Annotated in this window: 17 protein-coding genes; 16 read left to right on the forward strand and 1 reads right to left on the reverse strand. The window is 50.9% G+C overall.

What is annotated here, in order from left to right; genetic code table 11:
* Positions 1-6 precede the first annotated feature (6 nt).
* From sdaAA to coaD, 6 genes are all read left to right on the forward strand, one after another.
* Complete coding sequence (sdaAA, locus tag H1R82_RS05435) at positions 7-891, forward strand: L-serine ammonia-lyase, iron-sulfur-dependent, subunit alpha (RefSeq protein ID WP_181730778.1); 885 nt, start codon at positions 7-9, stop codon at positions 889-891.
* The gene (recG, locus tag H1R82_RS05440) at positions 888-2,939 is read left to right on the forward strand and encodes an ATP-dependent DNA helicase RecG (protein WP_181730777.1); all 2,052 of its coding nucleotides are present in this window, start codon (positions 888-890) and stop codon (positions 2,937-2,939) included. Before sdaAA ends, recG begins: the two co-directional genes overlap by 4 nt.
* A gap of 140 nt (positions 2,940-3,079) precedes the next feature.
* Positions 3,080-3,391 (forward strand): hypothetical protein, encoded by a 312-nt coding sequence (locus H1R82_RS05445; protein WP_181730776.1) that lies wholly within the window; start codon positions 3,080-3,082, stop codon positions 3,389-3,391.
* An 82-nt stretch (positions 3,392-3,473) separates the two neighbouring features.
* The gene (locus H1R82_RS05450; protein WP_181730775.1) at positions 3,474-3,698 is read left to right on the forward strand and encodes a hypothetical protein; all 225 of its coding nucleotides are present in this window, start codon (positions 3,474-3,476) and stop codon (positions 3,696-3,698) included.
* 303 nt (positions 3,699-4,001) lie between these two features.
* Positions 4,002-4,589 (forward strand): 16S rRNA (guanine(966)-N(2))-methyltransferase RsmD, encoded by a 588-nt coding sequence (rsmD, locus tag H1R82_RS05455; RefSeq protein ID WP_181730774.1) that lies wholly within the window; start codon positions 4,002-4,004, stop codon positions 4,587-4,589.
* Positions 4,558-5,049 carry a pantetheine-phosphate adenylyltransferase gene (gene coaD, locus H1R82_RS05460; RefSeq protein ID WP_181730773.1) on the forward strand — a complete coding sequence of 164 codons (492 nt, stop codon included), beginning with the start codon at positions 4,558-4,560 and terminating at the stop codon, positions 5,047-5,049. Before rsmD ends, coaD begins: the two co-directional genes overlap by 32 nt.
* Before the next feature lie 8 nt (positions 5,050-5,057).
* Here the strand turns inward: coaD and spoVV are convergent, their stop codons facing one another.
* A complete protein-coding gene (spoVV, locus tag H1R82_RS05465) occupies positions 5,058-6,302 on the reverse strand; it encodes a dipicolinic acid transporter SpoVV (protein WP_181730772.1) in 1,245 nt (414 codons plus the stop codon).
* A gap of 118 nt (positions 6,303-6,420) precedes the next feature.
* On the opposite strand from spoVV, the gene H1R82_RS05470 reads away from it, so the two are divergent.
* The 10 genes from H1R82_RS05470 (at position 6,421) to acpP (ending at position 13,784) form a co-directional block, all read left to right on the forward strand.
* A complete protein-coding gene (locus tag H1R82_RS05470) occupies positions 6,421-7,227 on the forward strand; it encodes a patatin-like phospholipase family protein (protein ID WP_181730771.1) in 807 nt (268 codons plus the stop codon).
* Positions 7,211-8,251 (forward strand): SepM family pheromone-processing serine protease, encoded by a 1,041-nt coding sequence (locus H1R82_RS05475; RefSeq protein ID WP_181730770.1) that lies wholly within the window; start codon positions 7,211-7,213, stop codon positions 8,249-8,251. Before H1R82_RS05470 ends, H1R82_RS05475 begins: the two co-directional genes overlap by 17 nt.
* Before the next feature lie 55 nt (positions 8,252-8,306).
* Positions 8,307-8,822 (forward strand): YceD family protein, encoded by a 516-nt coding sequence (locus H1R82_RS05480; protein ID WP_181730769.1) that lies wholly within the window; start codon positions 8,307-8,309, stop codon positions 8,820-8,822.
* Positions 8,823-8,875: 53 nt separating this feature from the next.
* Positions 8,876-9,058, forward strand: a complete 183-nt coding sequence (rpmF, locus tag H1R82_RS05485; protein ID WP_082240639.1) for a 50S ribosomal protein L32 — start codon at positions 8,876-8,878, stop codon at positions 9,056-9,058.
* A 144-nt stretch (positions 9,059-9,202) separates the two neighbouring features.
* On the forward strand, positions 9,203-9,781 hold the full coding sequence (gene fapR / locus H1R82_RS05490) for a transcription factor FapR (RefSeq protein WP_181730768.1): 579 nt from the start codon (positions 9,203-9,205) through the stop codon (positions 9,779-9,781).
* On the forward strand, positions 9,781-10,755 hold the full coding sequence (gene plsX, locus H1R82_RS05495) for a phosphate acyltransferase PlsX (RefSeq protein WP_181730767.1): 975 nt from the start codon (positions 9,781-9,783) through the stop codon (positions 10,753-10,755). The genes fapR and plsX overlap by 1 nt, the downstream gene beginning before the upstream one ends.
* 17 nt (positions 10,756-10,772) lie before the next feature.
* A complete protein-coding gene (locus H1R82_RS05500) occupies positions 10,773-11,762 on the forward strand; it encodes a beta-ketoacyl-ACP synthase III (protein ID WP_181730766.1) in 990 nt (329 codons plus the stop codon).
* A gap of 19 nt (positions 11,763-11,781) precedes the next feature.
* The gene (gene fabD / locus H1R82_RS05505) at positions 11,782-12,729 is read left to right on the forward strand and encodes an ACP S-malonyltransferase (protein ID WP_181730765.1); all 948 of its coding nucleotides are present in this window, start codon (positions 11,782-11,784) and stop codon (positions 12,727-12,729) included.
* Between the two features lie 17 nt (positions 12,730-12,746).
* Complete coding sequence (fabG, locus tag H1R82_RS05510) at positions 12,747-13,487, forward strand: 3-oxoacyl-[acyl-carrier-protein] reductase (RefSeq protein ID WP_181730764.1); 741 nt, start codon at positions 12,747-12,749, stop codon at positions 13,485-13,487.
* Between the two features lie 57 nt (positions 13,488-13,544).
* Positions 13,545-13,784 (forward strand): acyl carrier protein, encoded by a 240-nt coding sequence (acpP, locus tag H1R82_RS05515; RefSeq protein WP_037994838.1) that lies wholly within the window; start codon positions 13,545-13,547, stop codon positions 13,782-13,784.
* Positions 13,785-13,864: the final 80 nt, after the last annotated feature.

Consider the following 13,864-nt stretch of genomic DNA (forward strand, 5'->3'; position numbering starts at 1 on the left):
TTGTTGATGCGTTTTCGTACCGTGAGAGAATTGACAGAAGTGGCTCAAACCATGAAAATCCCGATCTCTGAAGTGATGATCCGGCATGAGGAAGAAGTGATGAATCGTCCGCGGGCGGAGATTATGGAGGAAATGGGTAAAAATCTGGATGTGATGACAGAAGCGATCGAACGGGGATTGACGGAAGAAATCCGGTCTCACAGCGGCATTACCGGCGGCGATGCGAAAAAAATCCGGGCATACCGGGATAAAGGTGTTTTTTTATCCGGCACCACTGTTTTGGATGCGGTTTCAAAAGCCACGGCCGTGTCCGAAGTGAATGCCGCCATGGGAACAATTGTCGCAACGCCGACTGCCGGAGCTTGCGGAATTTTACCCGGAGCCATTCATGCCGCGGCTGACAAATTGCAATCGGACCGGGAAACGATGGTTCGCGCTTTATTCACAGCCGGGGCCATCGGATTTTGCATCGCCAATAATGCATGCATTTCGGGCGCCGCCGGGGGTTGTCAGGCGGAAGTGGGTTCAGCGACCGCCATGGCCGCCGCCGCTGTGGTGGAGATGGCCGGGGGAACCCCTTCGATGTCGGCCGAAGCGGTTGCCATTGCGTTGAAAAACATGTTGGGGCTGGTTTGCGATCCGGTTGCCGGTTTGGTGGAAGCGCCTTGTGTGAAGCGGAATGCCATGGGGGCGTCCATTGCGCTGGTTGCGGCAGATATGGCGATGGCCGGGGTGAAGAGTGTGATTCCTGCCGACGAAGTGATTGATGCCATGTACAAAATTGGCCAATCCATGCCGGTCGCCTTGAAGGAAACGGCTCTGGGAGGGCTTGCTGACACTCCGACGGGAAGGGCATTGGAACAGCGGGTTTTCGGGAATTCCGGAAAATGAAGAACCTGCAGGAGATTTCCGTGGAAGTTCTTCCCGGAGTGGGGAAACAGAAAAAAGAAGCCCTTGCCGAGTTGGGGATCCATTCGATCGCTGATTTATTATCCTATTTCCCATACCGATATGAAGACTATCGTTTGAGTGACTTGTCTGAAGCCCGGCATGAAGAGCGGGTCACGGTGGAAGGGCAAGTCTACGGGCAACCCAGTGTCCGTTGGTACGGAAAGAAAAAATCAAGAATGACGTTAAAACTCCTGGTTCACGGTATTCCCGTCCAGGTGGTTTGGTTTAACCAGGCGTTTTTAAAAAATAAACTGCAAACCGGCAAAACGATTGTCGTCTCCGGAAAATGGGACCGGAACCGGATGCAACTGACGGCGGATCGCACCTTGATCAGTCCGTCGGAAATCGAAAAATATGCCGGCCGGTTTGAACCGGTTTACTCCGTCAGCGGAAAAATCAAGGTAAACTGGCTCCGCAAGCTGATTCATTCAGCCTTTCAAGCGTACGGCCGGGAGATCGGGGAAATTTTGCCGCAAGCATTAAGAAACAAGTACCGGTTGATTCCGCGGGCCACCGCTATGTATTATCTGCATTTTCCCAAAGGAAAAGAAGAAGGGAGACAGGCACGGCGGCGCATGGTTTATGAAGAGCTGTTCCTGTACGAATTAAAAATCATGTGGTTGCGACGGATCCACCGGACGAAGGGGAAAGGGCTGGCGCATGCGTTTCCGGATGAAAAAGTGGAGCAATTCATCAACGGATTGTCCTTTCCCTTAACCGGAGCCCAACAAAGGGTGACGCGCGAAATTCTCAATGATCTCCGGGAACCGGTACAGATGAACCGCCTGCTGCAGGGGGACGTCGGTTCCGGAAAAACGGTTGTGGCCGCCATCGCGTTGTATGCCAATTATTTGAGCGGGTATCAGGGGGCGATCATGGTGCCCACCGAAATTTTGGCAGAGCAACATGCTTCTTCATTGCAGGGGTTATTGTCTCCTTGGGGGTTAAATGTAATCACGCTGACGGGAAGCATGACGGCACGGGAAAAAAGAGAGGCGCAGGGTCAAATCAAGATGGGGCTGGCGGATGTGGTTGTGGGAACCCACGCTTTGATTCAGGAAGTGGTGGAATTTCGGAAATTGGGCTTGGTCATTACCGACGAGCAACACCGTTTCGGGGTGAAACAGCGGGCGATGTTCAGGGAAAAAGGGGAAGTGCCGGATGTGTTGCACATGACGGCGACGCCCATCCCACGGACGCTGTCGATCACGGTGTTTGGCGAAATGGATGTGTCCACGATCGATGAAATGCCGAAAGGACGGCAACCGGTCGACACATATTGGGTGAAAAAAGAATTGTGGCCGCGCATCGTGAATTTTATCCGGAAAGAATGCCAAAGCGGACGGCAAGCTTATGTGATTTGCCCGCTGATCGAAGAATCAGAAAAACTGGACCTGGAAAATGCGCAAGAAGTGTTTGAACAGCTTGTGACCGAGCTGGCACCCCTTCGGGTCGGATTGTTGCACGGGCGCATGCCGCCGGCGGAAAAAGAAGAAGTGATGCGTTTGTTTGCCGAAAATGATGTGCAGGTTCTTGTATCCACCACCGTGGTGGAAGTCGGGGTCAATGTCCCCAATGCCACCGTCATGGTGATTTATGATGCCGACCGGTTCGGACTGGCTCAGTTGCATCAGTTGCGCGGCCGTGTGGGCCGGGGCGGCGGGGCTTCCACCTGTATTCTGGTGGCCAACCCCAAATCGGAAACCGGCAATGAGCGGATGCGGATCATGACCGAAACCACGGATGGATTTGAGATTTCCCGCCGCGATTTGATGCTGAGGGGGCCCGGCGACTTTTTGGGAGTGAAGCAAAGCGGGCTTCCAGATTTTAAAGTGGCGGATTTAAACCAGGATTTCACCGTTTTGGAATATGCCCGCGCCGATGCGGCGGAATATGTCAGCCGCGATGATTTTGCGACCTCGGAAGAAACCAAACCTTTATATGAATATCTGTGTGCACAAAACCTGACAGAAGTCAATTTTGACTGAAACGGGTCTGAAACCGGTCATGGATGGCCGGTTTGTTTTTTTATCACAAACTTTTTCTTGTGAAAGACATAAGATATATTGTTCGAAACCGATCCGCCGACGGGCAAAGGTGGTGGATATTACGGCAGGAGGAGTGTTTTATGAATCAGCGTGACGCTTTTTATGTGGAGCTGGCGGAGGAGATTAACCGGACAGTCGGCAGAAATGCCGTTTCTCCCAAAAAAATTAAATCCTTGATCAATCAGTCCAAGCAAATTCGCAGAACTTACGGCAGGATGGGACTTTGGGCTTTTGCCCGGGAATTGCCCTGGCAGATCTTCACCCCCCGGGAAATCGACCGTTTGCAACGTTCGCCGCGTTGGCATGAATTATCCAACCGTTTTGTGGATGCGATGGTGATGGAAGGGGTCATCACTCCGTTTGAAGCCAACATGATCCGCCGTTATTTGTAAAAAAGCATGGGCCATTCAATCAGACGGACGTTGGGGTGTTGTCATATCGTATAGAGAAATCCGAGTGGAAAGGAGGAGAAGGATGGCCAAAAGAAACCGGGCAAAGAAAAAAGCGATTCGCAAGGTGCAAGCCCCTTCTGACAAGATTGAAAATCTGAAGGTCGAGGAAAATTGGGATGATGCCAAGCCGGAAGAAGCTCCGGTGGCCGTCAATGAATGGGAAGAGGACTGGTTGTTCGGGGATTTGTTCCTGCAACCGGAAGCCGATGAGCCGGCAGAACGCAAAGACTTTGAAGAAGAAAGATAGAATGGTTTTCATGCAAAAAAAATGGCTCGCCTCAATAGCGAGCCCCATGTTTCTTACGCACTCATGCGTAAGTCTTCAATGGGAGAGGAGAAACCGGAGGAAGAGCTTATTGGGGAAACGTAAGTCTTCTCCGCGGTTGACAGCATCGCAGCAGATGCTGTCATCCTTTATGATTTCCATTTTTCCGGCGTTCATACCTCTTCTTTGAATGTTTTTTACAGATTTTCTTTTGCCGGTTCTTTATGGTAGGATAAGAAACGTAATGCATTCATAATCTATTCATAAAGTCAGGTGTAAAAAACGATGCGAATCATTGCTGGAAAAGCCAAAGGAACCCGCTTGAAAATGGTTCCCGGCAAGCATGTTCGCCCGACGGCAGATCGTGTCAAAGAATCCTTGTTTCAAGTGATCGGTCCTTTTTTTGACGGCGGCATGGCTCTGGATTTGTTTGCGGGTACCGGCGCATTGGGGCTGGAAGCGTTGAGCAGGGGATTGGACAAAGCCGTTTTCATCGATTCTTCACGGACAAGCTGTGATGTAATCCGGATGAATGCCGGTGCTTCCAAATTAAGCGATTTCGTGGAGGTCTACCGGAATGACGTCCAACGGGCGTTGCCGCTTTTAAAAAAGCGCCGTTTGCAATTTGATTATATTTTCTTGGATCCTCCTTATAAAAAAAATTTACTGGCTCCCACGATTGAAAAGATTTCCAAGCACGGGTTGTTAAAAGAGGAAGGCTTGATTGTTGCCGAACACGAGGCGGAATGTGTTCCCCCGGAAGAAATTGGGGCTTTTCGACGTTATCGCTTGCTAAATTACCGGGATACATCGATTTCTTTATACGAATGGGGTGAGCCGAGTGAAAGTGGCAGTCTATCCGGGGAGTTTTGACCCGATTACGTATGGCCATTTGGATATCATTGAGCGCGGAAAAAAAGTGTTTGACAAAATTATCGTGGCTGTCTTGGTTAATTCTTCGAAAGATCCATTATTTTCAGTAGAAGAAAGAACGGAAATGATCCGGGAGGCCACCCGGCATCTTTCCAATGTCGAAGTGGACAGTTTTAACGGCTTGTTGGTCGATTACTTGAAAAAAAGAAATCCCCATGCCATCTTACGCGGCCTTCGGGCGATTTCCGATTTTGAGTATGAGTTGCAGATTGCTTCCATCAACCGAAAATTGAATGATAAGGTTGAAACCTTTTTTTTGATGACAAGCAATGAACATTCCTTTATCAGCTCGTCGATGGTCAAAGAAGTGGCCCGATACGGGGCGGATGTCAAAGATTTGGTTCCCGGGACCGTGGAAAAAGCGCTCCGAAAAAAATTCAGTGAAAATTTTGCCCGCTGAAATCAGGATCAGCGGGTTTTGTTGTAACGGAAGGATTCGGTGACGGCTTTTGTTTCCTGATAAACCAGCGCCAAAAACCAAATCAGGGTGACGGTGGCCGCAAAACCTTGCAAGATTCCCCAGACGGAAAACGCGCCCGGGGAAGTGACCGGGTGAAAGACGGATAGAATGGTTGTGTCATTTTGCAGAGAATGCTTGAAAAACGGAAAAATGAGTATGGTAATGAGCGCCGCCAGAAACCCGTGCAGGATTTTGGCGGCAAAATAAGGATAATACCGGATGTCTGTCCGACTGATCATGCTGGCGATTTGGGCATGGATGGAAAGGCCGTTCCACCCGATGATCAAGCTGACAATGGCCAATTTATAAAGCATCGGGACGGACGGGTCGACGGAACTGGCAACTTGCGAACCGACGGTAATTTCAAACAATCCGGCTAAAATGGATTCGGACAGTTCCGGCGGAAATGAAAAAAAGGTCAACAGATTGGAGATGCCTTTTAGTAGCGGTGCCGTGACTCCCACATAGTTGATCAGATGGGTCAACACGGAAAACATCATGATAAACCCGCCGATTAAAAGCAAGGTTTGAATGGCAGATGTGACGGATTGTCCGATGAGTTGCCCCAGTGTCCGGCCGTCTTGAATCCGGGCGCGGTGCATGGCCGCCATGGCACGGGTCAAAATAAACCCTTTTTTGATGCCGGGGGGTGGGGTCGGCGTGGCTTGTTTTTCATAAAAGCGCATGGAAAATCCGACGATAAATGCGCTGATATAGTGGGCAACGGCCAGGATCAAGCCGACGGATTTATTTTCAAAAAAACCGACAGCCACCGCTCCGAAAATAAACAAAGGTCCGGCGGTGCTGGTAAAGGATATCAAACGCTCCCCTTCTTCTTTGGAAACCAGATTTTGTTCCCTTAAACGGGCGGTCAGTTTGGCGCCCATGGGGTTCCCGGAAATCAAGCCCACGGCCATGACAAATGCACCGGCGCCCGGAACACGGAAGATGGGGCGCATCAAAGGTTCCAACAATACTCCGAGAAAATGGACCACTCCGAAGCCCATCATCATCTCCGCCGTGATAAAAAACGGCAACAATGCAGGAAAAACAACATCCCACCAAATATGTAATCCTCTTAATGATGATTTAACGGCTTGCTCCGGGTACATCACCAGGATCACCGCGATGAATAAAGCGACGGATGCCAGCAAAACGGTTTTGAATTGACTTCGGAGAAGGGCTGGATTCATATGCATTCTCTCCTCACAGTAGCTGCATCAATACTATGTCTACGCAACGGGGTGGCGGATTAGACCGCTTTGTCCAAATGTTTCGGAAATGCAGATGAGAAAGAAAGGTGGGAAAGGGATGACCAGACCCAAAATCGGATTGGCTTTGAGTTCGGGAGGGGCCAGGGGGTTTGCCCATTTGGGCGTTTTGAAAGTCCTGAAAGAAGAGGGTATTCCCGTCGACTGTGTGGCCGGGAGCAGCATGGGAAGCATCATGGCCGTTTTGTTGGCCAACGGTCTGGACCTCAACCTGTGCGAAAAGCTTGCTTGTTCCTTAAAAAGAAAATATTGGCTTGATTTTACGGTTCCGCGAAAGGGGTTTGTCCCGGGGGAAAAGGTGAAAGCGTTGATCCGTCTGCTCGCACATCATAAAACATTGGAAGAATTGCAGATTCCGACGGCGATTGTGGCCACCGATCTCGTTACAGGGGAACCGGTTGTATTCACCGAAGGGCCTGTCGACCAAGCGGTTCGGGCCAGCATATCCATTCCGGGCATTTTTGAGCCGGTGATCCGGGGAGATCAGGTGCTGGTCGACGGTGGGGTGGCGGACCGCCTGCCCGTTTCGGTGGTGAGAAAACTGGGGGCCGATTTCGTGATTGCCGTGGATGTCATTCCGAGGGCGCCGCAAGCTGAGATCCGAAATATTTTCGATGTAATTACACAAACTTTAATTATCATGGAAAAACAAATCACTGGCCAAAAACGGTCAACCGCCGACTTTTTGATCCATCCGGATGTGGGGGACATCCAAGTGACATCGTTTTCCAGAGTGGAAGAATGCATCCGGCGGGGGGAAGAAGAAGCCAGAGCCCAAATCGACAAACTAAAAGAACAAATCCATTGCTGGCAAGGAGAGAAAGCATTGAATGAATCCATGGACTAAACGGGACCGGATCCGTGTCATTGCCTTCATCGGACTGGTGGCGGTTATCGGTGCCCTGTTTCTGATTCCCATCCCGTATTACACGATTTCGCCGGGATCGGCCGAAGATGTGAGCCCGTTGGTGAACATAAAGGGGCATCCGCCTGATGAGCAGGGGGAATTTTATCTGACGACGGTCTCGATGAAGGAAGGGGTCCTGGTTGATTATCTGTACAGTTTCCTGTCCGGGAATGTGGATTTGATTCCCGAAGAGAAAGTGCTGGCCGAAGACGAGTCGGACGAAGATTATGAACGCAGGCAAGCGGAAAGCATGCAAATGTCACAAAATCATGCCGTGATCGCCGCTTACCGGTATGCCGGGAAACCGGTCACGGTCCGGGTGCGGGGAATCGAAGTTTTGCGTTTGATCAACGGGTCCGTCGGGCTTGAGGAAGGGGACCTGATTACGCAAATCGATCATCAACCCGTCCGGTCGGTGGAACAGTTGACCGGTTATCTCAGCCGGAAAAAAGCCGGGGAGACGGTCCGTGTTCGTGTTATCCGCCAACAAACCCCCCGGGATCTCATGGTCCGATTGACTTCCCTGCCGGAAACAAATGGAAAAGAAAAAGCCGGCCTCGGCATTGTTCCCGTTTTAAAAACCGAAATTGAAACCGACCCTGCTGTCCGGATTGACAGTGCAAAAATCGGAGGCCCTTCAGCGGGGTTGATGTTTTCCCTGGAGGTGTTAAACCGGTTGATGCCGGATGATTTGACCCGTGGTTACCGGATCGCGGGCACCGGAACCATTTCACCCGACGGGCAAGTCGGCCAAATCGGGGGCATTGAGTATAAAATCGCGGCGGCGGCTGAAAAAGGGGCGGAATTCTTTTTTTGCCCCGCAGACAAAACCCCTGCAGACCAAAATGAAAAGTTGGCCAAAGCGACGGTGAAAGCAAAGAGATATTCGATGAAAGTGATCCCGGTCCGTTCTTTAAACGAGGCCGTGGCGTATTTGAAACGGTTGCCAAGTCAAAAACATTGACAGAGATTGGTTCGATATCTTATAATAACCCTGTTTTTACACAAGGAGTGGAATTATGCAGATTTCTCTGCACCAATTAAACCAGGCAAAAGATGGGCTGTTGTTTGTAGAGGATACGATCCACTTGACATTGGATGAAGAAGTATCCGGACTTGAACAATTAGCGCCGGTTGACGTGAAAGCCCGTGTGGAAATGGTTGATCCTCATTTCTTCGTCGCAAAAGGGGAATTGTCAACCACCGCTGTGTTTTCTTGCGCCAAATGTTTGAGTGAATTCAAGCAGGAAATCAAAGCGACCTTTGAAGAACACTTTACAGATGATCCGCACCGGGCCGTGGAATCCGAGGAGCAGGAAATTCATTTGGCCGATGAAAATAAACTGGATTTGACTCCGTTTATTCGGGAAGCCTTGTTGCTCCAATTTCCTTATATTCCTGTGTGCCGGGAAGATTGCAAAGGGCTGTGTCCGGAATGCGGAAAAAACCGGAACACCGAATCGTGCCGGTGCCGGGTTGAGAAAATCGACCCCCGGCTGGCGGTTCTGGGAGACTGGTTTCAAAATGATGCGTAACAGTATAGGAAACTTCCCGGGCTTGTGTTACATTCTTAGAGGGGGTGAAACAAATGGCAGTACCTTTTCGGCGTACATCCAAAACTCGTAAACGCAAACGTCGTACTCATTACAAACTTTCTGTACCGGGTATGGTAAATTGCCCGCAATGCGGAGCACCCAAATTATCCCACCGCGTATGCAAAGAGTGTGGATATTATAAAGGCTCTGAAGTGGAAGGAGTTGTGAACGACTGATTCACGGGCTCCGGAGAACAGGACTGGCGCTTTTTTCGCCAGTCTCTTGTTTTTTTGTTGTCAAATGAAGCTTTTTTTTATATACTGATTTAGTACCAGGTATTAATAACTGATCATAAAAACGGGAAAGGTGGTGACTCCGTTATGCGATTATCCAAAAAAGAACGGCAACAGCAAGTGATACGGGCTTTTGAAGACGAACCGTTCCTGACGGATGAAGAATGTGCCAAACGGTTTGGCGTGAGTATCCAAACCATCCGTTTGGACCGGTGGGAGCTGGGGATCCCGGAATTGCGCGAACGTATCAAGCACATGGCTGAGGACCATTTGGATCATGTCCGGTCCTTGTCGCTGGATGAAGTGATCGGTGACGTGGTGGATTTGCAGCTCGACCATAGCGGAGTTTCCATCCTTGAAATAAAAAAGGAGTATGTTTTTGCACGCAATCACATTGCGCGGGGGCATATTCTGTTTGCTCAAGCCAATTCGCTGGCCATCGCCGTTGCCAACGCGGAAGTCGCCCTGACCGGGGCGGCGGGAATCCGTTTTGTCAGACCGGTTTATCTGGGGGAAAAATGCATTGCCAAAGCCAAGGTCGTCAAAAAATTATCTTCCCGGTTGCAGGTGGACGTGCTGACAAAAGTAAACGGCGAAACCGTTTTTCAAGGCACATTTGATGTGTATTGCCTGGAAGATAAGGAGCTTGTTAAGGAGGAGCTTTGATGCGGATAGCAATTGATGCACATGGAGGAGATCATGCTCCGGACGCAGTGGTGGAAGGGATCAGACAGGCGAAAGAAAAATGGCCGGATTTAAAGATCATTTTAATCGGCCTGAAGGACATGGAAGATCAATTGGCCTTGGACGGCGTTGAGTTCCGGCCGGTGACGGAAAAAATCGAACCGGAAGACAAACCGACCCAAGCCGTTCGGCGGAAAAAAGATTCTTCCATCGTTGTGGGTTGCCAGATGGTCAGAAAGAAAGAGGCCGATGCGTTTATCAGCGGAGGAAACACCGGTGCGCTGATGGCGGCGGGTTTTTTTCACGTCGGCCGGCTGAAAGGAGTCGACCGCCCCGCACTGGCTCCCGTTTTTCCGACCCTCAACGGGAAAGGGATTCTCGTGTTGGATGTCGGCGCAAACCCGGAGGCCAAACCGGAGCATTTGAGGCAGTATGCGACGATGGGAAGCATTTATGCCGAAAAGGTGTTGGGTTTTGAGTCTCCGCGTGTCGGGTTGCTCAATATCGGGACCGAAGAGGGGAAAGGAACAGAACTTACCCGGGAAGCCTATGCGTTGATCGAAAAAGATTTGGCAGCCCGGTTTGTGGGAAATGTGGAAGCCCGCGACATTTTGGAAGGGCCTTGTGAAGTGCTCGTCTGCGACGGTTTTACCGGAAATGTGCTTCTGAAAAACACCGAAGGGGTGGCCAAAGCGGTTTTTGGCCGTTTGAAACAGGAACTCACGGCCAATTGGATGACAAAGTCCATGGCCGCCTTGTTGAAACCGCGCTTGAAAAAGTTTGCCCAAGCGATGGATTACAAGGAGCATGGAGGAGCTCCGCTTTTGGGGCTTAAGGGGCCCGTGATCAAAGCGCACGGTTCTTCCGATGCCAGAGCCTTTTATAATGCCATCCGGCAAACACGCCGGTTTCTGCAACACGATGTGATTTCGAGGATGGAAGAGGAATTGTCTTAGAAGAGAGGAGCTGGAAAATGAGGTCAGTGGGTATATTGGGAACGGGATCCTATTTGCCGGAAAAAGTGTTAACCAATGCCGATTTGGAGAAAATGGTGGATACGAATGATGAATGGATCGTAAGCCGGACAGGCATTCGTGAGCGCAGGATTGCGGCTCTGGATGAAGCTTCTTCCGATTTATCCGTCAAAGCGGCGGAAAAAGCATTGAAAAAAGCCGGGATCCGTGCCGAGGAGCTTGACATGATCATTGTCACGACCGTGACACCGGATATGAATTTTCCGGCGACGGCTTGCCTGGTCCAAGACCGGCTCGGTGCCAAAAAAGCAGCCACGTTTGATTTGTCGGCCGCATGCACCGGTTTTATTTACGGAATATCCACAGGCGCACAGTTCATTGCAACCGGCGTATACAAATATGTGCTGGTGATCGGGGTGGAATGCCTGTCGCGCATCGTCGACTGGACCGACCGGAACACTTGTGTGTTGTTCGGCGATGGTGCCGGAGCCGCTGTGCTCGGTCCGGTGGAAGAAGGATATGGCTTCTTGTCTTTCGAATTAGGAGGAGACGGTTCGGGCGGCAACTTGTTGAATTTGCCGGCGGGAGGATCTCGTCTTCCGGCTTCTGAGAAAACCATCCAGGAGCGCCTTCATTATGTGCACATGTCCGGGCGGGAAGTGTTTAAATTTGCGGTGCGCGTGATGGGAAATGCCACCGAAGAAGCACTGGCCAAAGCAGGTTTGTCAAAAGAAGACATCGATTTTCTTGTTCCTCACCAGGCGAATATCCGCATTATCGATTCCGCGGTGAAACGGCTGGGCCTCACTGAAGACAAAGTGGTTGTGAACCTGGACCGCTACGGGAACATGTCGTCCGCTTCGATTCCGGTTGCTCTTGATGAAGCGGTGGAACGCGGACAGATTAAAAAAGGGGATACGATGGTTCTCTGCGGTTTTGGCGGCGGCCTGACCTGGGGGGCAACCGTTTTGAAATGGGCGTTGGATTAAAGAAGAGGGAGGAATCCGAGTGAGCAAAATCGCCTTTGTTTTTCCGGGCCAAGGTTCGCAAAAAACCGGCATGGGATTAGAAATTTACAAGGCCACGGAGACCGCAAAACAAGTGTTTGCCGATGCGGACAAAACCTTAGGGTATGCCTTGTCGCAACTTTGCTTTGAAGGGCCGGAAGAACAGCTTCGCTTGACGAAAAACACACAACCTGCCATCCTGACGACAAGCATCGCCTTGTGGAAAGTGCTGGATGAGCAGTTAGATCGAAAACCGGATTTTGTAGCCGGGCATAGCTTGGGGGAATATTCCGCATTGGTGGCTGCAGGCTCCCTTTCTTTTGCGGATGCTGTTCTCACTGTACATAAACGCGGAACCTACATGGAAGAAGCGGTTCCGGCCGGTGAGGGGGCAATGTCTGCCGTAATGAACCTGGATCGCGACAAACTGGTGGAAATCTGCAAAGAGGTGTCGCACCAAGGACACGTGGTGGAACCGGCCAATTTCAACTCGCCGAATCAGATCGTGATTTCCGGTCACCAAGCGGCGGTCAAAGAGGCGGGGGAAAAAGCGTTGGAAGCCGGGGCGCGCCGTGTGATTCCGCTTTCGGTCAGCGGGCCGTTCCACTCTTCGTTGATGCAACCGGCCGCAGACCGTTTGGCGGACCATCTGGCATCAGTTCCGATCCGTGAGGCAGACGTGCCGGTCGTGGCCAATGCCACGGCACAAGGAGTGGCGGATTCCGAAGCGATTCAGCAACTGTTGGTGCAACAAGTGGCTTCCCCGGTTTTGTGGGAAGACAGTGTGCGATACATGCTGGAAGAAGGGGTCACCGTCTTTGTCGAGATCGGGGCCGGAAACGTATTGTCCGGGCTGATCAAAAAAGTGGACCGGAAAGTCAAGACCCTCTCCGTTCAGGATCCGGAATCGTTAAAACAAGCGGTGGAAACCTTACAATCTCTCAAATAGGGAAGGAGAGACTGCGGATGTTGACAGGGAAAATTGCATTTGTGACGGGCGGTTCGCGCGGGATCGGACGAGCCGTTGCGCTGTCTCTGGCCGATGCCGGTTGCGACGTGGCCGTCTTTTACGCGGGAAACCATCAGGCTGCGGAAGAAACGGTGGCGGCCATCAAAGAAAAAGGGCGCAATGCCGTGGCGGTTCAAGTCGATGTTTCCAAAGCGGACCAAGTGGAACGCGCTTTTAAAGAAGCGGAATCCACTTTGGGGAAAGTGGATATTTTGGTGAACAATGCCGGCATCACGCGGGACAACTTATTGATGCGCATGAAAGAAGAAGACTGGGAACAGGTGATTGACACCAACCTGAAAGGGGTCTTCCTGTGCACCAAAGCCGTTGCCCGCACCATGATGAAGAAGCGGAGCGGCCGGATCATCAACATCAGTTCCATTGTCGGCATTGTCGGCAATCCGGGACAAGCCAATTACGTCGCGGCTAAATCCGGAGTGATCGGAATGACCAAAACGATTGCAAAAGAACTGGCCGGCCGCGGGATCACCGTGAATGCCGTGGCACCGGGTTACATCGATACCGACATGACCAGCAAGTTGGATGACACGATCAAGGAACAGATGTTATCCGCCATTCCGCTGGGCCGGTTTGGCAAACCGGAAGATGTGGCGGAAGTCGTCAAGTTTTTGGCTTCCGATGCTGCCGCTTACATCACCGGCCAAACCATTCAGGTCGATGGCGGCATGGCCATGTAATCCGTTGATTGCTTGTCCACAACCAAATGCGTATAATACGAAAGGGAGGTGAAAGAAATGGCAGAAACAACGTTGGAACGAGTGAAAAAAATCATTGTGGAAAACTTGAGCGTTGAACCGAGTGAAGTAACGTTGGAAGCAAACATCAAAGAAGATCTCGGTGCAGACTCTCTCGATGTGGTGGATCTCATCATGGAACTCGAAGATGAGTTTGACATGGAGATCTCCGATGAAGAGGCTGAAAAAATCGCCACTGTCGGAGATGTGGTGGAATACATCGAAAAAAACCAACAATAAGCATTTTTTGTACTTATTTTAAAGTCCCGTATCATGCGGGACTTTACACACCTAATCGTATGAATGAGGAAAGGCGGTGG

Source organism: Thermoactinomyces intermedius, from assembly GCF_013912365.1.
In the GTDB taxonomy this organism is placed as follows: domain Bacteria; phylum Bacillota; class Bacilli; order Thermoactinomycetales; family Thermoactinomycetaceae; genus Thermoactinomyces; species Thermoactinomyces intermedius.